The 20,148-nt window shown below is 67.0% G+C and carries 19 protein-coding genes; 8 read left to right on the top strand and 11 right to left on the bottom strand.

Annotated features, from left to right (window positions below; translation table 11 throughout):
- Positions 1-27 precede the first annotated feature (27 nt).
- A complete protein-coding gene (locus tag AC0IZS_RS05770) occupies positions 28-1,161 on the top strand; it encodes a serine endopeptidase (protein WP_471634765.1) in 1,134 nt (377 codons plus the stop codon).
- On the opposite strand, the gene AC0IZS_RS05765 is transcribed toward AC0IZS_RS05770, so the two are convergent.
- From AC0IZS_RS05765 to tgt, 5 genes are all read right to left on the bottom strand, one after another.
- The gene (locus AC0IZS_RS05765) at positions 1,089-2,627 is read right to left on the bottom strand and encodes a GGDEF domain-containing protein (protein ID WP_471634764.1); all 1,539 of its coding nucleotides are present in this window, start codon (positions 2,625-2,627) and stop codon (positions 1,089-1,091) included. The genes AC0IZS_RS05770 and AC0IZS_RS05765 overlap by 73 nt on opposite strands.
- A 136-nt stretch (positions 2,628-2,763) precedes the next feature.
- Entirely contained in the window at positions 2,764-3,141 is a 378-nt protein-coding gene (locus AC0IZS_RS05760; RefSeq protein WP_471639469.1) for a GGDEF domain-containing protein, read from the bottom strand.
- A complete protein-coding gene (locus tag AC0IZS_RS05755) occupies positions 3,134-3,916 on the bottom strand; it encodes a hypothetical protein (protein ID WP_471634763.1) in 783 nt (260 codons plus the stop codon). Before AC0IZS_RS05755 ends, AC0IZS_RS05760 begins: the two co-directional genes overlap by 8 nt.
- A gap of 111 nt (positions 3,917-4,027) precedes the next feature.
- On the bottom strand, positions 4,028-4,546 hold the full coding sequence (locus AC0IZS_RS05750) for a hypothetical protein (protein ID WP_471634762.1): 519 nt from the start codon (positions 4,544-4,546) through the stop codon (positions 4,028-4,030).
- Positions 4,547-4,571: 25 nt separating this feature from the next.
- Positions 4,572-5,744 carry a tRNA guanosine(34) transglycosylase Tgt gene (gene tgt, locus AC0IZS_RS05745; RefSeq protein ID WP_007849702.1) on the bottom strand — a complete coding sequence of 391 codons (1,173 nt, stop codon included), beginning with the start codon at positions 5,742-5,744 and terminating at the stop codon, positions 4,572-4,574.
- A 99-nt stretch (positions 5,745-5,843) separates the two neighbouring features.
- Between tgt and AC0IZS_RS05740 the strand changes: the two genes are divergently transcribed.
- Positions 5,844-6,338 carry a universal stress protein gene (locus tag AC0IZS_RS05740; protein ID WP_471634761.1) on the top strand — a complete coding sequence of 165 codons (495 nt, stop codon included), beginning with the start codon at positions 5,844-5,846 and terminating at the stop codon, positions 6,336-6,338.
- A gap of 81 nt (positions 6,339-6,419) precedes the next feature.
- On the opposite strand, the gene AC0IZS_RS05735 is transcribed toward AC0IZS_RS05740, so the two are convergent.
- The 3 genes from AC0IZS_RS05735 to AC0IZS_RS05725 form a co-directional block, all read right to left on the bottom strand.
- On the bottom strand, positions 6,420-6,812 hold the full coding sequence (locus AC0IZS_RS05735) for a hypothetical protein (RefSeq protein WP_007849707.1): 393 nt from the start codon (positions 6,810-6,812) through the stop codon (positions 6,420-6,422).
- 377 nt (positions 6,813-7,189) lie between these two features.
- A complete protein-coding gene (locus AC0IZS_RS05730; protein ID WP_471634760.1) occupies positions 7,190-8,362 on the bottom strand; it encodes a phospholipase A in 1,173 nt (390 codons plus the stop codon).
- Between the two features lie 217 nt (positions 8,363-8,579).
- Positions 8,580-10,652 carry an ATP-dependent helicase gene (locus tag AC0IZS_RS05725; RefSeq protein ID WP_471634759.1) on the bottom strand — a complete coding sequence of 691 codons (2,073 nt, stop codon included), beginning with the start codon at positions 10,650-10,652 and terminating at the stop codon, positions 8,580-8,582.
- A 258-nt stretch (positions 10,653-10,910) separates the two neighbouring features.
- Here AC0IZS_RS05725 and AC0IZS_RS05720 point away from each other — a divergent pair, with 258 nt between their 5' ends.
- The 6 genes from AC0IZS_RS05720 to AC0IZS_RS05695 all read left to right on the top strand — a co-directional run bounded on the left by AC0IZS_RS05720 (position 10,911) and on the right by AC0IZS_RS05695 (position 15,574).
- The gene (locus tag AC0IZS_RS05720) at positions 10,911-11,693 is read left to right on the top strand and encodes a hypothetical protein (RefSeq protein ID WP_471634758.1); all 783 of its coding nucleotides are present in this window, start codon (positions 10,911-10,913) and stop codon (positions 11,691-11,693) included.
- Positions 11,690-12,259: a GTP-binding protein gene (locus tag AC0IZS_RS05715; protein WP_471634757.1), complete on the top strand. Its 570-nt coding sequence runs from the start codon at positions 11,690-11,692 to the stop codon at positions 12,257-12,259. The genes AC0IZS_RS05720 and AC0IZS_RS05715 overlap by 4 nt, the downstream gene beginning before the upstream one ends.
- Positions 12,256-12,654 carry a roadblock/LC7 domain-containing protein gene (locus AC0IZS_RS05710; RefSeq protein ID WP_471634756.1) on the top strand — a complete coding sequence of 133 codons (399 nt, stop codon included), beginning with the start codon at positions 12,256-12,258 and terminating at the stop codon, positions 12,652-12,654. Before AC0IZS_RS05715 ends, AC0IZS_RS05710 begins: the two co-directional genes overlap by 4 nt.
- A 103-nt stretch (positions 12,655-12,757) precedes the next feature.
- Positions 12,758-13,117, top strand: a complete 360-nt coding sequence (locus AC0IZS_RS05705; protein ID WP_471634755.1) for a hypothetical protein — start codon at positions 12,758-12,760, stop codon at positions 13,115-13,117.
- A 105-nt stretch (positions 13,118-13,222) separates the two neighbouring features.
- Positions 13,223-14,485 carry an ABC transporter substrate-binding protein gene (locus tag AC0IZS_RS05700; RefSeq protein WP_471634754.1) on the top strand — a complete coding sequence of 421 codons (1,263 nt, stop codon included), beginning with the start codon at positions 13,223-13,225 and terminating at the stop codon, positions 14,483-14,485.
- 135 nt (positions 14,486-14,620) lie between these two features.
- Positions 14,621-15,574: an AEC family transporter gene (locus tag AC0IZS_RS05695; protein ID WP_471634753.1), complete on the top strand. Its 954-nt coding sequence runs from the start codon at positions 14,621-14,623 to the stop codon at positions 15,572-15,574.
- Between the two features lie 61 nt (positions 15,575-15,635).
- Here AC0IZS_RS05695 and gspD read toward each other — a convergent pair whose 3' ends face one another.
- Genes gspD through AC0IZS_RS05680 form a run of 3 tightly spaced genes read right to left on the bottom strand, consistent with a single transcriptional unit; the run spans position 15,636 to position 20,102 of the window.
- The gene (gene gspD, locus AC0IZS_RS05690) at positions 15,636-18,113 is read right to left on the bottom strand and encodes a type II secretion system secretin GspD (protein ID WP_471634752.1); all 2,478 of its coding nucleotides are present in this window, start codon (positions 18,111-18,113) and stop codon (positions 15,636-15,638) included.
- Between the two features lie 31 nt (positions 18,114-18,144).
- The gene (locus AC0IZS_RS05685; protein ID WP_471634751.1) at positions 18,145-18,759 is read right to left on the bottom strand and encodes a hypothetical protein; all 615 of its coding nucleotides are present in this window, start codon (positions 18,757-18,759) and stop codon (positions 18,145-18,147) included.
- Entirely contained in the window at positions 18,756-20,102 is a 1,347-nt protein-coding gene (locus tag AC0IZS_RS05680) for a hypothetical protein (protein WP_471634750.1), read from the bottom strand. The genes AC0IZS_RS05685 and AC0IZS_RS05680 overlap by 4 nt, the downstream gene beginning before the upstream one ends.
- Positions 20,103-20,148: the final 46 nt, after the last annotated feature.

Below are 20,148 nucleotides of genomic sequence, written 5' to 3'. Positions count from 1 at the left end.
TCCAACCGACACCCGGGAGATGTGCCCATGAGCAAATCGCTGCGCCTGTCCGAAAAATGGTTCCGCCGTGGCCTGTGGCTGGTGGCCTTCGTCTTCGCGGGCTTCCTGATCGGCCTGGGTGGCACCGTCGTCGGTGACCTGCCCCAGGTGGAAAAACGCCTGGTGGTCGAAGACTTCGTCGACAAGGCGGCCTTCGAGGGCCTGCGCAGCGAGGTGCGCCGCGCACGCAAGGCCGAAGAGGACGCCGAGACTGCGCTGCAGCAGGCCCAGCTGCAGCGCGACAAGTCCCGCAGCGAGAGCGCTTCCGAGCGCGAATCCTTCAGCAACTGGCTGGCCACGCGCAGCGTGACGCAACGTGCCGACCAGGACCCGGAGGTGATCGCACGCAACCAGCGCCTGGACGTGCTCAAGCTCGCCGAGCGCAAGACCCAGCAGGCGGTCGAGGCGCAGCAGCAGGCATCGCTCGATGCGCACCAGGCGGCCATCGCGGCGCAGGAGCGCCTGAGCGACATGGAGTCCGACGGCTATGCGCGCATGTCCGTCGAGCAGCGCAAGCTGGAGCTGCGCGTCTTCCTGTACCGGCTGGCGCTCACGCTGCCGCTCCTGGCCATTGCCGGCTGGCTGTTCGTCAAGAAGCGCAAGGGCACCTACTGGCCCTTCGTCTGGGGTTTCATCTTCTTCGCGCTGTTCGCCTTCTTTGTGGAACTGGTGCCCTACCTGCCCAGCTACGGCGGCTACGTGCGCTACGTGGTGGGCATCGGCATCACGGTGCTTGTCGGGCGCTATGCCATCGTGGCGCTCAACCGCTACCTGGAGCGCCAGAAGCTGGCCGAGGCCCTGCCCGACCAGGAGCGCCGCAAGGAACTGAGCTACGACGTGGCCCTGGCGCGCCTGGCCAAGAGCGTGTGCCCCGGATGCGAGCGGCCGGTGGACCTCAAGAACGACGCGATCGACTTCTGCCCGCACTGCGGCATCGGCCTGTTCGATCACTGCGGCGCATGCACCACGCGCAAGAGTGCCTTCGCCCGTTTCTGCCATGCCTGCGGCGCCGCTGCCGCTGCCGCCGCCGCGGCCGGCACACCGGCGCCTCAGGTCCTGCCGGTGATCCCGCCCACGCCGCCCGTGCCCCCCGGCGCCGTGGCGCCCGGCAGCGTGTCCTGACCATCCCGGAGGCCCGGCGGCGGCCGGGGCTCGAACAGCTGGGTGCGGTCGCGGCCGGCCGCCTTGGCCTCGTAGAGCGCGGCATCGGCGTCGGACATGAGGGCCCCCAGCGAATCCTGCGTGGTCACGCCGGTGCGCACCACCAGGCCGATGCTCACGGTGGCGTGCAGCGGGTCGCGCTGCCCCGGCAGGACGAACGGGTGGTTGCGCACCTGCTTGCACAGGCGGCGCGCCACCGCCATGGCGTCGGCCTGGCGGATGCGCGGCAGCACCACGGCGAATTCCTCGCCGCCCAGCCGGCCGAACAGGTCACCGGGGCGCAGGGCCTCGCTGACCGTGGTGGCAAAGCCATGCAGCACCTTGTCGCCCTGGGCGTGGCCATAGGTGTCGTTCACGCGCTTGAAGTGGTCCAGGTCGAGCATCAGCACGGCCACGCTGCTGCGCTCGCGCGCCAGGCGGGCCAGCAGCTTGCTGCCCTGGGCCATGAAGGCGCGGCGCGCCAGCGCATCGGTCAAAAAGTCATGGCTGGCCGCGCGGTGCAGGCGGCGCATGGCCTCGACGCTCGCCGCCTTGGCCGTGGCCACCGAGAGCGGGCCCAGGCCCAGCAAGGAGATTCCCACGCGCAGCGAGAACACCGCCCAGGCATGGGTGGGGGCGAACGCCAGGTCCAGCATGCCCGCACCCGCCGCAATCGCCAGGCCAAAGCAGGTCAGCATGGACAGCACGCTGGTGGCAAACACGCCATAAGTGAGCGCACACCACAGCAGCGCGGGCACCGGAAAGGCCAACGCCCCCGGGCCGCCAATGGCGATCGCCGCCGCCTCGCTGGCCGCCAACGCGAGCAGGGGCGCTGCGTACTTCCAGCGGCGCCGGGACCAGCGGCGCTTCTTGAGCGTGCGCCGCGCCTCCTGCGGGGTCGGCAGGCTCAGCATGACCGGGAGGATCAACACGCTGTTGATCAGCTCCGTGCAGAACCACATGCCCAGGGCCGTGAGCCAGGGTGTGTTGAACAGCAGCGGGCCCGTGCCCGAGCCCACCAGCGCGGCCAGCACACTGCTGGCCACGCAGATGCCGAACATCAGCACCACCGACATCTGCCGCTTGAGGAAGCGCGTGGCCACCGGCACCTGGCCGAACAGCCACCAGCCGAGGGCCACGCCGCTCAGGTTCGCGACCGCCAGCCACAGCGTGGCCAGGGGCGTGCTGCCGCTCACCAGGTCTGCGGCCATGTAGCCCAGGGCGGCCGCCGCCCAGGTGCCCGAGGCGGCCAGACGTGGATAACGCACCAGCAGGCCCAGCAGCAGCGCATTGGCCGGCCAGAAGGCGGCCATGAAACCCAGGGGCCGGGTCACGATGCCCAGCAGGGACGCGGCAAAGACCAGCAAGCCGATGCCTGCGCACAGGCCCCAGCCCGTCAGCGGGCCGGCTGCGGTGCCGGGGGAGGGGGGGCGAAGCAAAGACGGCATGCGTTGAAGTTCAGGGGGCGCGAGGCGATTTGGGCCCACTGTAGCCGCGAAACCTCTCAGCGCCCCAACGAGATCTGACGGCAGATGCTGCAAGCAGCCGTGGAAAATGGTGTCCTGGCGGCATATTTCCAGGCGCTCAGGCCCCTTGCACTGCAGTGCTTGCTGCCAGAACCACCTGGTTGCGCCCCGATTGCTTGGCCTGGTACAGCGCATCGTCGGCTCTCTTGAGCAACGTGTCTGCAGCTACGGATGTGTCATGTACCCAGGCCAGGCCGATGCTCACCGTGACGGAAATCTGCGACCCCTGTGCATCGATGCGCAGCATGGCGACGTTGGCGCACAGCCGCTCGGCAATCGCCTGGGCCTCGGCCTGTGTCACCGCCGGCAGGTAAACCACGAACTCCTCTCCTCCCATGCGCGCCAGCAGGTCAGAGCTGCGCAGTTGCCCTTGCAGGCACCGTGCAAACTCCACGAGCACCCGGTCACCTCCGGCATGGCCGAAGCGGTCATTGATCTGCTTGAAGTGGTCGAGGTCCAGTTGGGCGACGGCGCTTCTGGGGCGGCAGCCGGGCGGGTAGCCGTGATTCCAGCCAGCGCCGGTTGCCCGTGCCGGTCAGCGGGTCGGTGTGGGCCGCTTGCTCCAGCCTGACTTCTGCGCGCTCATTCGACAATGCCGCCACCATGAGTGCCATGCCGAAGTGGCAGAACATCTGCACGGAGAACGCCCAGGCAAAGCCGGTGGAGCCTGCCGTGCCGCTGAGGATGTAGGCGAGCCGCAAGGCATAAATGCTGCCGCTCAGCCCCAGAAAGGCGGCCATCAGCGTGCGTGAAGGCAGGGGCTCGCTGCGATGGTCGCGCACTATCTCGAACGTGCAGGCGGCCAGCACCAGTGTGGCCGTGGCGTGGAAGGCGCCTGCGCGCAACAGGTTCTGCAGGGGAAAGCCCGTGGCGATGCCCGCCACCAGGCATGCCAGTGGCAGCAGCACCACGGCCCGCCAGGGCACCCGCCTGCGTCCGCTGAAGCCACGCACCCCTGCCCAGAAAAGGGCGTATCCGCCGGTGCCCAGCAGCAGGCTGCCATGGGTCCACATCCACATCGGCAGGGCTGCGCCCTCGCCGCGCCATGCCAGGACCGCTCCCACCGCCAGCATCACGTAGGCCGTAGCCAGAGACGCCAGACCCTGCGGTCGGCACGAGTGGCGGCGGATGTGGAAGATGCTCAGGGCACCGGCGATCAAAGAGGTGTTGTAAAGAAGGAGAACGGTGGCCAGGTCGAGCTGGAATTCCATGGGTTCTTGTGCGCAGGGATGTCGCCCGATTATCGAAGGACATCATGACGCAGCCCTGGCAGCCGCGCTTTCAGCGCGGGTCTGCGTACTGCGGGCCGAACGTGGCTTTTGCTACCTGGCGCGCCACGCTTGCCAGCGCTGGCGCCACTGCCGCTTGAGCACCCGGCCCACACGCCAGGGCCAGGAGGCGCGCACACGCGCGAGCAGCACGGCCTTGATGCGCGCCCAGTGCGCATAGAGCCAGGCAAACCAGCGCAATTGCAGCAGCGCGGGCTGGGTGAGGGTGAACAGGCGTGCCAGCACGGCCGTGCCTGCCAGCTTGGCCGCCACGATGATGAGCATGCCCAACAGCACATGCCCCTGGCCGATGGTCCACAGCGCCAGCAGCTTGATGGGCAGCAGCATCAGCGAGGGCAGCGCGAACACCAGCACCGCGGCCCAGGGCGGCAGGCCGCGCACCGCGCCCTCGATCCAGCGCAACCCGGGCCAGCGGCCGATGCGCGCCAGCGCCCGCTGGAGCGGCTCCCAGCCCCATTCCTCGAAAACGATGACCAGCGCCAGCAGCCAGCCGGCCAGGTGGCCGATCAGTCGCAGGGGCCACAGCAACAGCTTGCGCAGGGCGGGTGGCACGGCGGGCGGGCTGTGGGGCCGGGGTTCAGACGCCGCGCGCGCGGTCGGCCTTGAATTTCGCGCGGAACTGGGCGAAGGTGCCCGCGTCCAGCGCCTCGCGCACCTCGCGCATCAGGTTCAGGTAGTAGTGCAGGTTGTGGATGCTGGTGAGCATGGGGCCCAGCATCTCGCCGCAGCGGTCCAGGTGGTGCTGGTAGGCGCGGCTGAAGCCCTCGCGCCCACCGGCTTCCCACGAGACACCGCTCTTGCCCGCGCAGGCATGGCAGGTGCAGCTGGTGTCCAGGGGCTGGTGGTCGCTCTTGTGGCGCGCATTGCGGATCTTGAGGTCGCCGTAGCGCGTGAACATGGTTCCATTGCGCGCATTGCGCGTGGGCATCACGCAGTCGAACATGTCCACGCCCTGGGCCACGCCCTCCACCAGGTCCTCGGGCGTGCCCACACCCATCAGGTAGCGCGGCTTGTGGGCCGGCAGCAGGTGCGGGGTGTGCGCCATGATGCGCAGCATCTCGTCCTTGGGCTCGCCCACCGACACACCGCCCACGGCATAACCGGGGAAGTCCATCTCCACCAGGCGCTCCAGCGACTCGGCGCGCAGGTTCTCGTACATGCCGCCTTGCACGATGCCGAAGAGGGCGTTGGGGTTGTTCAGGCGGTGGAACTCGTCCTGGCTGCGCCTGGCCCAGCGCAGGCTCATCTCCATGGACTGGCGTGCCTCGCGCTCGGTCGTCAGGTGGCCCTTGGTCTCGTAGGGCGTGCATTCATCGAGCTGCATCACGATGTCGCTGTTGAGCGTGGTCTGGATCTGCATGCTCACTTCGGGCGACATGAACAGCTTGTCGCCGTTCACGGGGCTCGCGAAGGTCACGCCCTCTTCGGTGATCTTGCGCATGGCGCCCAGGCTCCAGACCTGGAAACCGCCCGAATCGGTGAGGATGGGCTTGTTCCACTGCTCGAAGCCGTGCAGGCCGCCAAAGCTTTCCATCACATCGAGGCCCGGGCGCATCCACAGGTGAAAGGTGTTCCCGAGGATGATCTGCGCGCCCATGTCGTGCAGGCTCTGCGGCATCACGCCCTTGACGGTGCCGTAGGTGCCCACGGGCATGAAGATCGGTGTTTGCACCACGCCGTGGTTGAGCGTGAGCGTGCCCCGGCGAGCGTGGCTGGTGGGGTCGGTGGTGAGGAGGTCAAACTGCAGCATGGGCCGCATTGTCCCAGACCGTGCGGCGCATGAGGCCATGGGTGCCGTTCGGCCCCTGTGTCGGTACACTGAACTCCACACCAATGGAAGGAGAACCCCATGTTCAAGATCCTGATCGCCGTGGACGGCTCGGACCTCTCCCTGGACGGCGTGCACCATGCCCTGGGCCTCGTGCGCCAGGGGCTCGCGGCCAGCATCGTGCTGGCCAATGTGCAGGAGCCGGCCACGCTGTATGAAATGGTGACTGCGCGCGATGCCGACCTGATCGCCGCTGCCAGCCTGGAAGCCGGCGAGCACCTCATGGCACCGGCCCGCGCCCTGCTCGATGCGGCCGGCGTCTCCTACGAAACCGACATCGGTGTGGGCGACGTTGCGCACACCCTGGTGGACATGATTGAGCGCAGCGGCTGCGACCTGGTGGTCATCGGTGCGCGTGGACAAGGGGCCATCAGCAGCGCCCTGCTGGGTTCGGTGTCGCAGGAGGTGGCCCATGCGAGCCCTGTGCCCGTGACCATCGTCAAGCATGTCGACGTGGCGCGGCAGCTGGAGCCTGAACCGGAATCGGAAGACGGGACAGCCGACGCATCGCTCTGACCTCAGGCTGAGCGCCGCGCTGATGCGACAAGGGCCGCATGAGCGGCCCCTTGGCATCATCCCCCATTCGCTGCTGGCGGCTCAGGCCGCCTTGCGAAAGGGCTGCTCTGCCGCGCTGCGTTGCAGCTTGCCATGCGGCAGGCTGGCCAGGCGCGAGAACATGCGCCGAACATAGCCGTTGACCCACAGGCATTTGTTCAGTTCGTCCACGGGCAGCGGGCCGGACACCACCACAATGTCGTTGGCCATGTCCTGCGCCCCGGCGGCGCGCAGGCGGCGGCGCGTGTTGTTGGCCCAGGACTGGATGCGGGTGGGACTGCCATGCTGGTGTACCTCGCCCGTGTGCGCATCAAAGGCGATGGCCACGGTATCGGTCTTGAGCTTGAACCTGCGTTCACCGGTCACGGCGCTGGGCGCCTCGCGCATGTCGTACAGGTAGTAGCTGCCGGCCTTGAGCTGGTATTGCATGTCCATGGTGATTCCTCTCTGGGGGCATTGTCGAGGGCGCACCACAGGGCAATCGCAGGGAATGGGACCGGAAGACGGCTCTTATCGGAGCGTGATCCGTGCTGGCATGCCAGTCGGTGCGCGTGCCATTGTGCGCGGCCCCTCGGCATGTGCAATTGAAACTTGACCGCAATTGCGTAACGGTTTGTGAGTGCCGACATGGGCTGTCTTTCAGCGCGCCTGCCAGGGCGCGAAGCGACCTGCAACCGTCGGACGCGCGCAGCCCACGCCAGGGCCACCGCGCAAGGGCCGCCCCGCCGCACTGGCTGCGTCCCCCTTCCCGAATGGCGCAGCAATTCGAGAGAAGGGGGAAGGCGCGTAAGCGCCTCAGGGGGATGTACCTGCTAAAAATCCACCAGGCTCAGCCCCAGGCTGAACACCGTGCGCTTGCGGTTGTAGTCGATCATGCTGTCGCCATAGCCGCTGAACAGCTGGGTGTGCAGGCGCAGGTTGCTCTTGCTGCCCAGGAAGCCTGAGCCCAGCGTCTGCAGCCACTCCACGCGCAGCGAGCCGCGGTCGCTGTTGGCCAGCGAGTGGCGCATCGTGGCGCCCAGGGTGTTGTCCTTGTCGTAGTTCCAGAACGCGGCCAGTTCGGCGCGGCCCATGTAGTCGCTGATGCCGGGGTTGTCGTCGCTGCTCGCGCTTTCGGACAGGCGCTTCCAGATGCGGGCACGCACATTGATGTCATTGCCCAGTTCCAGCCCGGTCATCAGGTAGGCGCGGTTCCAGCTGCGCGACAGCGGCTTGCTCTGGCCGTTGGACTGGTGTACCAGGCCGATGCCGCTGTAGCGCCAGCGCCAGCCAAACGGCAGCTTGGCATCAGTGGGGTAGACGTACATGACTTCCGGCTCGTGGTCGGTCGTGCGGAAGGGGCGCGAGAGCTCGGGGGTGAACAGCTGCCAGTACGACTGCTGGGTGTAGCCGAACCAGACCGAATCCTTGAGCGTGGGATGGCCCTGCGTGAGCAGGCCCTGCGCCACCTTGGTGCGCACCGACAGCTGGATGCGGTTCTCGGTGCGGCGGTAGGGGGTGGATTCGGTGGCCGAACCGCCCTCGGCGCCGGACGTGGGCTGGCGGTTGACGTTGCTGCCTGCCGCCACCGACACCGTGATCGGGCGGTAGCCTCGGAAGCTGAAGGTGCCGCAGTCGCTGCCCGACTCCAGCTCCCAGAAGCGCGACAGGTCGCTGTACTGCGGATCGCGGCAACCTTCGGTGCGTGCGACTTCGATGATGCGCGTGGCGGGCAGCGTGGTGTCCACCGGTGTTGGCACGGCATTGGCCGCCTCGGCCGTGGCCGCGGGTGACTGCCAGGCCTGCTGGCCGGCCCACTGGTCGAAGCAGGCCAGGCGCGCCTGGTTGTCGTTGGACAGGGCTGCGCAGCGACGCCAGGCGGCCTGGTCGCCCGTGCTGGTGCTGCCGGGGGCCATGGACGGCGCGGGCGTCCCTTGCGCGAAAGCCGCGCTGGCTGGCGCCAGCACCGCCAGTGCCAGGGCTGCCGTGCGGTGGGCCGCAGCCATGCCGGTTGCACCCGCTCGGGCAGGGCGACGGGTCGGGAGGGGGGTGCTGTGAGAGTGTTGCATGTGCCTGGTATTTCCTTGCCGCGATGGCCATGGGCGTTCTTGTCCGGCCAGATCGCTGGGTTGCGTGTCGGTGCCCATTCTTCCAGAGTCAGGCGGCCGCCGGCTGTCGGCGGCGACCTCGACCTGCAGGCTGCTGTTGCGCGGGCGCGTCATTTCAGGGGGATGCGGCGTCGCTGCTGGCCTTGGCCTTCGCTGCGAACTCGGCGCGCAGGGCCTTGAGCTTTTCGCGCGGGTCCTCGCGCGCGGTGGTGCGGTCCAGGCCCATCTCGGCGATGAAGCGGCTGGGCCGGGCCTGCACCATTTCGCGGCCCTTCTTGCGCCGCTTGGTCCAGCTCACGGCCAGGGTGCGCTGGGCGCGCGTGATGCCCACGTACATCAGGCGGCGCTCTTCCTGCAGGCGCTGCTGCGTGTCCTCGGCCACCACCTTCTGGCGGCCCTCGTCGTCGTCGAGCTTGAAGGGCAGCATGCCCTCGGTCACCCCGACCAGGATCACGTGCGGCCACTCCAGCCCCTTGGAGGCATGCAGGGTCGAGAGCACGACCATGTCCTGCTCCTTCTCGCGCTCCGAGATGGTGGACAACAGGGCGATGGTCTGAGAGACCTCCAGCAGGCTCTTGGTCTCTGCCGCCATCGGGGTGCCCGAGCTGTCGTCGATCTGGCCGCCTGCGCGCTGGGCCATCCAGTCGCAGAACTCCAGCACATTGGTCCAGCGCGCGGCGGCCACGGTCTCGCTGTCCTCGCCGTCGTACAGATGCTGCTCGTAGCCGATTTCCTTGAGCCACTCGCCCAGAAAGGCGCGCGAGGCCTCGGCGCCGTGCGTGTGGCGGGCGCGGTACTCCAGGTCGTTGATGTAGCGGCCGAACTCGTGCAGGCTTTCGAGTGCGCGCTTGGGTACCGTCGCCGGCAGCATGTTGTTGAACAGCGCGGCGAACATGCTCTGCTTGTGCTGGGTGGCAAACGCACCCAGGGCGCCCAGCGTGGTGTGGCCGATGCCCCGCTTGGGGCTGGTGATGCAGCGCAGGAAGGCCGGGTCGTCGTCGTTGTTGATCCACAGGCGGAACCAGGCGCACAGGTCCTTGATTTCGGCGCGGTCGAAGAAGCTCGTGCCGCCCGACACCTTGTACGGAATGTTCACGCGGCGCAGCGCCTTCTCGAAGGGCTTGGCCTGGTGGTTGGCGCGGTACAGGATGGCGAAATTCTTCCAGTCCGGCTGCGGGTTGGCGGCGGCGCGCAGGCTCAGGATGCGTGCCACGGCGCGCTCGGCCTCGTGCTCTTCGCTGTCGGCGTCGATCACGCGCACCGGCTCGCCCTCGCCCAGCTCGCTGAACAGCGTCTTGGGAAACAGCTTGGGATTGGGGCCGATCACGTTGTTGGCCGCGCGCAGGATGGCGCTGGTGGAGCGGTAGTTCTGCTCCAGCTTGATGACCTGCAGGGTCGGGAAGTCGATGGGCAGCTTGCGCAGGTTGTCCAGTGTGGCGCCGCGCCATCCGTAGATCGACTGGTCGTCATCGCCCACCGCAGTGAAGCGGGCGCGCTCGCCCACCAGCAGCTTGAGCAGCTCGTACTGCGTGGAATTGGTGTCCTGGTATTCGTCCACCAGCACGTGGCCCAGCAGGGCCTGCCACTTGGCGCGCACCTCGGGGAAATCGCGCAGCAGGCGCAGCGGCATGCCGATCAGGTCGTCGAAATCCACGCTCTGGTAGGCCGCCAGGCGCTCTTCATAGCGCGTCATGAGCACGGCGATGCTGCGCTCGTTGTCGTCCGCGGCCTCGGCCAGCGCCTGCTCGGAGGTCAGGCCCTTGTTCTTCCAGGCGCTGATGGTCCATTGCCACTGGCGCGCCGTGGCCATGTCGACGGTGCCGCCAGCGGCGTCCTTGAGGATGCCGGTCACATCGTCCGAGTCGAGGATGCTGAACTGGGGCTTGAGTCCCAGCACCGACCCGTCCTCGCGCACCATGCGCACCCCCAGTGCGTGGAAGGTGCAGATCAGCACATCCTTGGCACGCCGCCCGATGAGGCTCTTGGCGCGCTCGCGCATTTCGGAGGCCGCCTTGTTGGTGAAGGTGATGGCCGCAATGCGCTTGGGATCGAGCCCGCGCTCGATCATGTGCGCGATCTTCTGCGTGATCACCCGCGTCTTGCCCGAACCGGCACCGGCCAGCACGAGGCAGGGCCCGTCGGTGTAGTGGACAGCCTGGAGCTGGGCGAGGTTGAGACCGAAAGACATGGGGGAGGTAGCGACCAGGGAGGGGTGACGCGCATGGCGCCGAAGGCGCGCGGCGTGTTTTCAGCACGGGATGGCGGATCATACCTTGGGCACCTCTCGGGGCCCGTTGTGAACAATTGGCCACAGAAAGGTCAACTAGTGTCACAAAACCGCACTGATACGGGTTTGTACTGGTCGCGGATGGAGGGCTCACTTAAACTGACCAGTTGCTTCTTGCACCCAGGGGTATTGAGAGTGAAGACCAATCTGAAGGGGGATTTGGCGACCAGCTTGCTGGCACCTGCGCTGCGCACCCGGTTTTCCGAGCTGTTTGGTGTGGCGGCCCGCAAGTCGGTCTTCGCCTGGCGCGAATCGCCCCTGGAGCAGGCCCAGGTGGCGATGCTCGACGTGTCGTCGAACCTGGTGCGCCTGCAACCCCTGCCGCCCTGCGTGATCTGGGTCGGGCGCGAGCAGGCTGCCGCGCGTTTCTCCGATGCCTGGGTGGGGCGCCTGCCGCAGGACTACACCGTGGCCGACCTGATCGACATTCTGGACCGCGCAGCCGTCTTCCTGCTGGACTGGAAGGCACGCCGGCCCGCTGCGCCAGCCGTGGTCGCCGTGGCGGCGCAACCTGCGGCCATTCCTCCGGTGGTCCCTGTATCGACACCGTCGCGTGCATTTGCCCACAGCACCATCCAGCCCACACCCCCTGCGGCCGCTGGCACAGCCGCCATGGCCGCAGCCCAGGGCAGCCGCTACCGGCTGGGGGCCTGGGTGTTCCTGGGGCCGCCTTTCGACAGCTCCGGCTGCATCAGCGCACTGGCCTTGCTCGCGCGCCAGCCCGTGACCGCGCAGCAGCTGCACACCCACAGCGGCCTGGCGCCAGCGGAACTGGCCGAGCTGCTCAAGGAGCTGGCGCGCCGCAAGGTGCTGCAGGTGATCGCGCCCGCGCAGCCGGTGGTGCCCTCGTCAACCGCTGCCGAATCCCGCCGTCCGGCACCCGTGAACAAAGGCCTGGTGCGCCGCCTGTCCCACTGGATCAGTGGGGCCACCCGGCCATGAGTTCCCCTGCAATGACCTATTCCAGCACTTCCCCCATGCCGCGCATCGCCTTCATGGGGCCCATGGGCGTGGGCAAGACCACGGCCATCCGTGCGCTCTGCGGCGACGACATGGTGGCTTCCGACGTGCCCAACCTGGACCGCCAGTCCCACGCCAAGGAGTTCACCACCGTGGGCGCCGAGTTCGGCCAGATTGACCTGGGCGATGGCGAGTTCGTGCAGGTCTGCGGCTGCCCCGGGCAGGACCGCTTCGACTTCCTGCGGCAATGGGTGGTGTCCGCCTCGGTGGGCGTGTTCGTGATGGTCGACGTGAACGCGGCCGATGCCGTACACGCAGCCGGTGCGCTGCTGGCCGAGGCCGCAGCTGCTGAAACCCCGCCCCTGGCCCTGGTGCTGAGCGCACGCCCGGCCTCGACCGCGGCCACCCAGGCCTTCGCAGATGGCCTGCAGGCCGCCGGCCATGGCGTGGTGCCCGTGCTCCAGGTCGATGTGCGCAAGCGTGCCGATGTGCTGCAGGCACTCAGCGTACTGGTGTCGATGTTGTCCCTTCGCAGCGAATCCCCATGAAAAGCAGTGCCCCCCTGATTTCCGAAGCCTTGGCCGAGACGGCCCTGCGTGCCCTCCAGACCCATGCGGCCCCCATCAGCGGCCTGCAGCTGGCCTTGCTGGCCACGCCCGATGGTTTCGAGATCGCCTGCCTGCGCAACCGCAGCGAGCTGCAGGCCAGCCGCCTGTCGGCCATGGCCAGCTCGCTCATGGCCATGGCCCGCGCCGTGGGCCGCGAGATCCAGAGCCCGCAGTGCAAGCGCCTGACCTTCGAGGCCGAGGGCAGCACCGTGGTCTTCCAGTCCATCGATGCGCCCGTGCCCTGCATCCTGTGCCTGGTGCTGGGCAGCGATGCCTTGCTCGGCCGCGCCCTGTGGGCTGCGGGCGAAGTGATGCAAGAGATGTCCCGCGCCTGACGGACGCTCTTGCGACCGATTTCCGGGCGCGGGCGTTTCATTGGCAGCCTGTGCCCACTCACCCTTCCAGCCAGTGCGAATGAACCCCAAGGAAACCCAAAAAATGGCGACTCTCAATGAATCCCTGAACCAACTGCAGGCCGTGGAAGGCGCACTGTGCGCCGCCATCGTCGACAGCAGCAGCGGCATGCTGCTGGGCAGCATCGGTGCGGGGGTGGACATGGAACTGGCCGCCGCCGGCAACACCGAGGTGGTGCGTGCCAAGAACAAGACCATGCAGGCGCTGGGCCTGCAGGACACCATCGACGACATCCTGATCACGCTGGGCAAGCAGTACCACATCATCCGTCCCATGGCGTCCAAGGAAGGCATCTTCATCTATGTGGTGCTCGACAAGGCGCGCGCCAACCTGGCCCTGGCCCGCCGCAAGGTGCAGGACGTCGAGAAGCTGATCGAATTCTGACGGCGCACGCCGGCACTCGCCTTCCTGCGGGAAACCCCGCTGTCCCAGGTCTGTTCGCACTTTGATACTGCACGGACCAACGAGACAAGCCCGAAAGGCCGTGCCATGCCGACCAAGAGCCTCGCGCCACCGCGCACCACCGCCGCCGCGCCGCAACGCGCAGCCTGGGGTGGGGCGCTTTTTCTTTTGTGCAGTCTGGCAGCAATGGCCCTGGCCGCGCTGCCCGCCCGCGCGCAGATCGGCAGCACCGCGCCCGTGCGCATCGGCGTGGTGGGGCCGTTCACCGGGGCCTCGGCCGACTTCGGCGTGCCCATGCTCAACGGCATCCGCATGGCGGTGGACGAGATCAACGCTGGCGGCGGCTACCTGGGCCGGCCGCTGGAACTGGTGGTCAAGGACGATGCCGCCAACCCCGACCAGGGGCGCAAGGTCTCGCAGGACCTGCTGGCCGAGAAGGTCGTCGCCACCATCGGCTTTTGCAACACCGGCGTGGCCATGAAGGCCATCGACCTGTTCCAGGAGGCCAGGTCACCGCTCATCGTGCCCTGCTCGTCGGGCACGGCCGTCACCGCCAAGTACCCGCCGGCCGAGAGCTACATCTTTCGCGTGCAGGGGCGTGACGCACTGCAGGCCCCCTTCATGGTGGAAGACATCGTCAAGCGCGGCTGGGACAAGGTGGCCATCTTCGCCGACAAGACCGGCTATGGCGAAGGTGGCTACAACGACGTGGTGGCGGCGCTGGCCGCCAAGAACCTCAAGCCCGTGCATGTGGCGCGCTTCGACCTCGGGGTGAAGGACCTCACCGCCGAGCTGGCGGCCGCGCGCAGTGCCGGTGCCAACGTGGTCTTCAGCTACACCGTGGGGCAGGAGAATGCCGTCATCGCCAATGGCAAGAAGACCCTGGGCTGGAAGGTGCCGCAGGTGGGGCCGTGGACCCTGTCGTTCCCGTACTTCCTCGATGGCGCGCGCGATGCGGCCGAAGGCGCCCTCATGGTGCAGACCTTCATCGCGGAGCCCAGCAACGAGCGCCGTGCCTCCTTCCTGTCGAGCTACACGCGCAAGTTCCAGCGCAAGCTGGCCGTGCCCATGGCGGCGGCCAATGCCTACGATGCGACCTATCTGCTGATGTACTCCTTCCTCGGCATCCGCGACGGCAACCTCAATGGCCCGGCGCTCAAGGCGTCGCTGGAGGGCAAGATGAAGACCTACTACGGCGTGGTCGCCACCTACGACAAACCATTCAGCACGGCCGACAAGGACGCCATCACGCGCAACATGCTGGTGATCGGCGCGGTGAAGAACGGCGCCATCACCTTTGCCTATCCCGAAGATGCCAAGCGCAACCTGATCATCCAGCGCAAGCAATGAGCAGCTCAGCAGAAACACAAACGGCTGATTTCGTGCCCTTGATCGCCGACGGAGATGGCACACGCCTGACTTTGCGCTGACCGCCTGCGGCATCCACCGCCCTCACGGGGCATGGCCGCGCCGACAATATCCCCCGTGCTCTCCGTCCTGCTCGTCACCTTCCCCTTCTTCGCGCTGGTGCTGTGCGGCTACCTGGCCGCCCGGCGTGGCGTGCTGCCGCAACCGGCCATTCCGGGGCTCAACGCCTTCGTGCTGTACTTTGCGCTGCCCTGCATGCTGTACCGCTTTGGCGCCAGCACGCCCATCGCGCAACTGCTCGATCCGGCCGTGGCCGGTGTCTACGTGCTGTGCGCGCTGGTCATGGTGGCGGGCACCGTGGCCTTCACGCGCCGCGGGCGCATCGGCTGGAACGATGCGGCCTTCGGCGCGCTGGTGGCCGCGTTTCCCAACACCGGCTTCATGGGCGTGCCGCTGCTCGTGGCGTTGCTCGGCGCGCAGGCCGCGGGGCCCGCCATCGTGACCATCGCGGTGGACATGCTGGTCACCAGCTCGCTGTGCATCGCTCTGTCGCGCATGGACGGCGCGGGCACGCACGGCGTGGGCGTGGCGCTGCGCAATGCCTTCAAGGGCATGGCCACCAACCCCATGCCCTGGTCCATCGCGCTCGGCGCACTGGCCTCGGCGCTCCACTTCAAGCTCCCCGGCCCGGTGGACCGCACCGTGGCCATGCTGGCCGATGCGGCGTCGCCGGTGGCGCTGTTCACCATCGGTGCGGTGCTGGCCCGATCGCAGATGAACCAGCACGAACAGGTGCCCGCGCGCGAGTACGTGCCGGTGGCACTGGCCAAGCTGCTGGTGCATCCGGTGCTGGTCTGGGCCACAGGCACGGCGGCCATGGCCGCCGGGGTGCCGCTCACGCCGTTTGCGCTCACCGTGCTGGTGCTGGTGGCGGCATTGCCCAGTGCCAGCAATGTCTCGCTGCTGGCCGACCGCTTCGGCGCCAACAATGGGCGCGTGGCGCGGATCATTCTGGTGTCTACGGCGCTGGCGTTCTTGAGTTTTTCAGGGGCGGTGGCTTTGCTGACCTGAGTTGATCGCAAAGCAAAACAGCCCACCGAAGTGGGCTGTTTTGTTTTTGGTACCAGCGGGATCAGTTGACGAAGGCTTCGCTGTTCTGGATTTGCGGGGCCGGCAGGGCACCGGGCTTTTGCTGGCTGCGCACGGGAGCGTCGCGACCCAGATTGGGGGCAAGCCCTGCGTTGTTTTTGTCCTGCAGCATCACACGGAGCTTTTGCAGACTCTCCTGAAAGCTGCCTGCCAAGCGGTCAGCCTCTTCACGGTTGTTGATGATGTAGGGGGTAATCGTGATCAGCAACTCAGTCTTGTTTTTGCCTTTGCTCGTATTTCCGAACAACCCACCAACCACAGGAATGTCCTTGAGCACGGGAATTCCGTTGCCAGTGTTCTCAAGCCTCTGCTCAATCAGACCAGCAAGCATGATGGTTTTGCCGTCTTCAATCGTCGCATCCGTCGTGATCTTGCGCTTCTGGAAGCTCGGATAGTCGACCCCTCCAGCAGTAACCGGGTCGCCCAAATTGCTCACCTCCTGTGAGATGCTGAGTGTGATGCGGCCTGTAGATGTAATGCTCGGTTTGACTTCCAACAGAATGCCGGTAGGGCGGTATTGCACGGAATTGGAGGTGGAGTTCGAAGTGCCGAGCAAGCTGCTGTTAGGCGTGGATACGGTCTGCGTGACAATTGGAATTTCGCGACCCACCTCAATTTTTGCGATTTTTCCATCGCTCGCCAACACGTGTGGCGTGGACATCACGTTCACGTTGGTGTCTTTGGCGAGCACGTTGAGCAGACCAATCACTTGGCCGGCGCTGCCAAAAACAGCGTAGTTCAGGCCAGATCCGGTACCCGTAACTGCTGGTGTTGCGCCAGACGCTGAAATGGCGCCAACTTTTGCTGGGACGGAGGAGCCATCAAGTCCGAAAAAGCCTGGCCAGCTTTTGCCACCAGTGCTCAGTGCAGATTTGATCCACCACTCTACGCCGTACTGCAACGCGTCGGTCAGCGAGACTTCTGCGACCATCACCTGCACCAACACTTGGCGCGGCGATGCATCTAGCCGCTCCAGTACCTTGCGCACTTGCTGGTAGTCCTGTGGCGAGGCACGCACGATCAACGTATTGGTTTCCGTGTCGGCAATCACCTGCACGGAACCACCCAAGCCAGGAGCCGTGCCGGTCGTGCCCTGCGAAGGCGTGTTGCCCCGCTCGATCGTGCGTGCTGCCGAACTGTTGTTCTGGTTGGTGCCGCCCGCTGCAGCACCTGCCAATCCAGTGTTGGTGCCGGTAGCGCCCGTTGCCGAGCCGAACGCAGTGCCTGTGGCAGACGGCAGGCCCGACGCACCCGTGTTCGCATTGTTCTGCGTCGGTGCCGCCCCTCCAAAGATCTGCGTCACCAGGCTCGCCAGATTCGCCGCATTCCCATTGGCCACCGGGTACACATGCACAAACGAACCCAGCCCATTGCGCGGCTCGGCATCCAGCGTCTTGATCCACTGCTCCGCCGTCTGCAGCAGGGCCGGGTTGGCGGCAGCCACCATCACGGCATTCATGCGCGCCACAGGCAGGAAGTAGGTCTTGTTCGCGTCGGTGCCGGGCCGGTTGAGGATGCCCGAGGTCTTGAAGATGGCGTCCAGTTCCTTGGCCACGTCGGCCGCTTCGCTGTGGGCGAGCGGGAACAGCTTGATCTGCACCTGGCTCACGTAGTCCGAGTCCAGGGTCTTGACCATCTCGACGATCTTCTCGACGTTGGCGGCCTTGTCCACCACGATCAGGTAGCGGTTGGAGGGGTCGTTGGTGATGGCCGCCTGCGCGCCGACAAAACCGCGCAGCGTATTGGCCAACTGGTTGGCCTGCACGAACTGCAGCGGAATGATCTGCATCACCGACGAGGCCGCGCCCACGCCCGGGCCCAGGCCGGCGTCGCGCACCGCGTTGGTGTCGCGCAGTACCTTGTAGAGCTTGCCCTGGCGCACGATGGAGATGTTGCTCGCCGCGAGCGCCGTCTCCAGCGTGCTGTAGATGTCGGCCATGCTGATGGCGCCGGTGCTCTTGAGCGTGACGCGGCCCTGCACGGTGGGGTCGATCACATAGTCGAGCTTGAGCACTTCGCCGAGCACGACCTGGATCACCTCGTAGATGTCGGCATTGTCGAACTTGAGCGTCACGCCCGGGTTGGGTGTGTTGGACAGCACCGCACCAGGGTTGCCGCCTGCGGACGTGCTGGCTGCCGCAGTGCCGGGCGCAGGCATGGCCATGGGGGCGGGCATGGTGGGCGCCGTTGCACCGGGTGCGGTGGGCTGCGCCTGCGGTGTTGCGGGCGGAGCCACCACCGCGCCACCTGCCTGCGGCGGCTGCATGGTGATGCCAGGCATGCTGAAGCCGCCGGGCACGGGGGTGCCGCTGCCGCTGGGCACTGCGGGCATGGGCTGGCCCGTGAAGGGGTTGATCGGTGGCTGCTGGGCCATCACCAGGTGCGTTGCCGTCAGCGTGGGCAGGAGCGCAATGCTCACAGCGGTCAGTTTGCGCAGCATGGGAGGAATGGATTTGTTCATTGCAGTCTTCTGAAATTCAGCCGTGTTCGTTTTACTTGCGGGTGGCCGCAGGCGCAGCAGGGGCGGCGGCCTCGGGCAGCGGCTTCATGTGCAGGCCGGAGAAGCGGGCCACGATGTGCAATTGCTGCCCGCCGCGCTGGGTGTCGTCCACCACCTTGATCTCGACCTTGTCCATGACCAGCAGTTTGGGCGACTGCGCCAGGGCGATCTGCAGGCGCGGCAACTGCTGGGGCACGCCGTTGAAGCGCGCGGTGAGCGACATGCGCGAGACGCTGCCCTTGGGCGCATCCGAAAACTCCGACAGGTCGATGTTGTCGAAGTACAGACCCTGCAGCAGCTTGGTCACTTGCTGCTGCATGGCATTGACGGACTCGGTGATGTCGTTGGCCACAAACAGCTGCGCCTCTATGGGCGTGTAGCTGCCGCCCACCTGCTCGCTGTTGGCCTGCACCTTCTTGTCGAGGTCGAGGGTGTTCTGGTTGCTTTCCAGCAGCGTCTGCAGGTCGCTGGCCTGCTCGCGGTGCTCCAGGTAGCCGGTGAGGCGCTGGTCCACCAGGGCGGCAATCAGCAGCAGCACGACGACGGGAAAGGCAAAGTACTTGATGCCGTGGGCGGCATGCACCCGCTTGAGATCGCGCTTCATCATGGTTGGGAGGCCCCCGATGCGGGTGGCTGTGCCGGTGCGGGAACAGTGGGTTTGGGCGCTTCCTTGCGCGCCTGCAGGTGGATCTGCGGGGTGCTGGCGGCCAGGTACTCCGGTACGGGAAAGTCGGTCCAGGCGCCAAAGCCTGCCAGCGGCCGCTCCTGCAGCCATTTCACGCTGCCTTCGTTGCCCTGGCCTGCCAGCGCGACGACGCCATTGTCGGAGCTGAAGTACTGCAAGGTGGCGGGCGGCGGCGGGAAATACGCAACCAATTGCGAGAACGGGCCCAGTGCGGACGGTGCCTCGCGTGCCGTGTTGACCGCCTGCACGGCGTCGGCCATGCGCAGGGTGCGGTTCTTGAGCAGCTTGGCGGCCTCCACCTTGGGCAGGTCCTTGCGCACGCGGTCGCGGCCCTCCTCGATCTGGCGCACCAGCCGGCCATCGTGCCAGACCATGAGCGCCAGGCCCGCCAGGCCCACGGCACCCAGCCCGAGGCTGAGCACCTTGAGCGCCTGCACCATGTCGTTGTGCGTGTGGCGCACGATGATGCCGCCCTGGTCCGAGCGCCAGAGCTTTTCGAGCAGGTCGCTGTGCGACGCCGCTGGCAGCACGTGGTGCTGGTAGTCGGCCCAGGTCTGCGGCTCGGCCGCGTAGCCCTTGGGCGTGGTCAGCTGCACCGCGCGGCCGGGGGCTGCGTCGGCGGGTGCGCCCAGGGCGGCCAGCTCCATCTGCAGGGTCTGCGCCAGGTGTTCATGGGTGTCGGCCGCGTCGAGCACGCGGGTGCGCAGCATGGTGCCATTGGCCGCGTACACATGCAGGTACTGGTCGGAGGCATCGGTCTCGACCACGGCGCGCAGCGAGGCGGGCTGCTTGGCGGCGATGCGCTGGAACAACTGGGCACGAGCGTACAGCTCCACCAGCGCAAGGCGGCAGGCGCTGCTGATGCGCTCGATCTCGGTCACCCAGTCCTTGTGCATCCACATCAGCGAGGCGCCCTCGGCACCGCCGAAGGCGTCTACCTGCGTGCGCGTGTCGCTGGCCGGGAAGGGCAGCGAGGGCGGGGCACCCGCTCCCTGGGTGTTGGGCGGAACGATGCCCAGGATGTCGCCGGCCAGCACCCAGTGCGCGCGCGTGCCTGGCGGAATCTTCCAGCGCGTCACGCTGTCGGCCAGTTGCTGCTGCAACTGCGACGCGAAGCCGTCTCCCTCGGGCAGGGGCACCACGAGCTCATGCGCCCGCTTCCAGCCCAGCAGCCCGCGGTAGAAATGCAGGATGCACAGGCTGTGCGGTGAAAGAGAGAGCACCAGCTGGTGCCGCCAGCTGGCTGAGGGGGAGAAATTGCGCATCGGTTGAGGTTTCAATCTGATCGGGATGTTCTTTTCGGGGCGGCCT

It is taken from the genome of Acidovorax sp. AC410, assembly GCF_979253235.1.
The sequence above is the reverse complement of the archived record's forward strand: the minus strand, read 5'-3'. Positions and strand labels throughout refer to the sequence as shown.

Excerpts from the sequence above, each read along its gene's own strand:
- AC0IZS_RS05770 (WP_471634765.1), top strand. The coding sequence starts at position 28 with ATGAGCAAATCGCTGCGCCTGTCCGAAAAATGGTTCCGCCGTGGCCTG.
- AC0IZS_RS05765 (WP_471634764.1), bottom strand. The coding sequence starts at position 2,627 with ATGCCGTCTTTGCTTCGCCCCCCCTCCCCCGGCACCGCAGCCGGCCCG.
- AC0IZS_RS05755 (WP_471634763.1), bottom strand. The coding sequence starts at position 3,916 with ATGGAATTCCAGCTCGACCTGGCCACCGTTCTCCTTCTTTACAACACC.
- tgt (WP_007849702.1), bottom strand. The coding sequence starts at position 5,744 with ATGCTGCAGTTTGACCTCCTCACCACCGACCCCACCAGCCACGCTCGC.
- AC0IZS_RS05740 (WP_471634761.1), top strand. The coding sequence starts at position 5,844 with ATGTTCAAGATCCTGATCGCCGTGGACGGCTCGGACCTCTCCCTGGAC.
- AC0IZS_RS05735 (WP_007849707.1), bottom strand. The coding sequence starts at position 6,812 with ATGGACATGCAATACCAGCTCAAGGCCGGCAGCTACTACCTGTACGAC.
- AC0IZS_RS05730 (WP_471634760.1), bottom strand. The coding sequence starts at position 8,362 with ATGGCTGCGGCCCACCGCACGGCAGCCCTGGCACTGGCGGTGCTGGCG.
- AC0IZS_RS05725 (WP_471634759.1), bottom strand. The coding sequence starts at position 10,652 with ATGTCTTTCGGTCTCAACCTCGCCCAGCTCCAGGCTGTCCACTACACC.
- AC0IZS_RS05715 (WP_471634757.1), top strand. The coding sequence starts at position 11,690 with ATGAGTTCCCCTGCAATGACCTATTCCAGCACTTCCCCCATGCCGCGC.
- AC0IZS_RS05710 (WP_471634756.1), top strand. The coding sequence starts at position 12,256 with ATGAAAAGCAGTGCCCCCCTGATTTCCGAAGCCTTGGCCGAGACGGCC.
- AC0IZS_RS05705 (WP_471634755.1), top strand. The coding sequence starts at position 12,758 with ATGGCGACTCTCAATGAATCCCTGAACCAACTGCAGGCCGTGGAAGGC.
- AC0IZS_RS05700 (WP_471634754.1), top strand. The coding sequence starts at position 13,223 with ATGCCGACCAAGAGCCTCGCGCCACCGCGCACCACCGCCGCCGCGCCG.
- gspD (WP_471634752.1), bottom strand. The coding sequence starts at position 18,113 with ATGAACAAATCCATTCCTCCCATGCTGCGCAAACTGACCGCTGTGAGC.
- AC0IZS_RS05685 (WP_471634751.1), bottom strand. The coding sequence starts at position 18,759 with ATGATGAAGCGCGATCTCAAGCGGGTGCATGCCGCCCACGGCATCAAG.
- AC0IZS_RS05680 (WP_471634750.1), bottom strand. The coding sequence starts at position 20,102 with ATGCGCAATTTCTCCCCCTCAGCCAGCTGGCGGCACCAGCTGGTGCTC.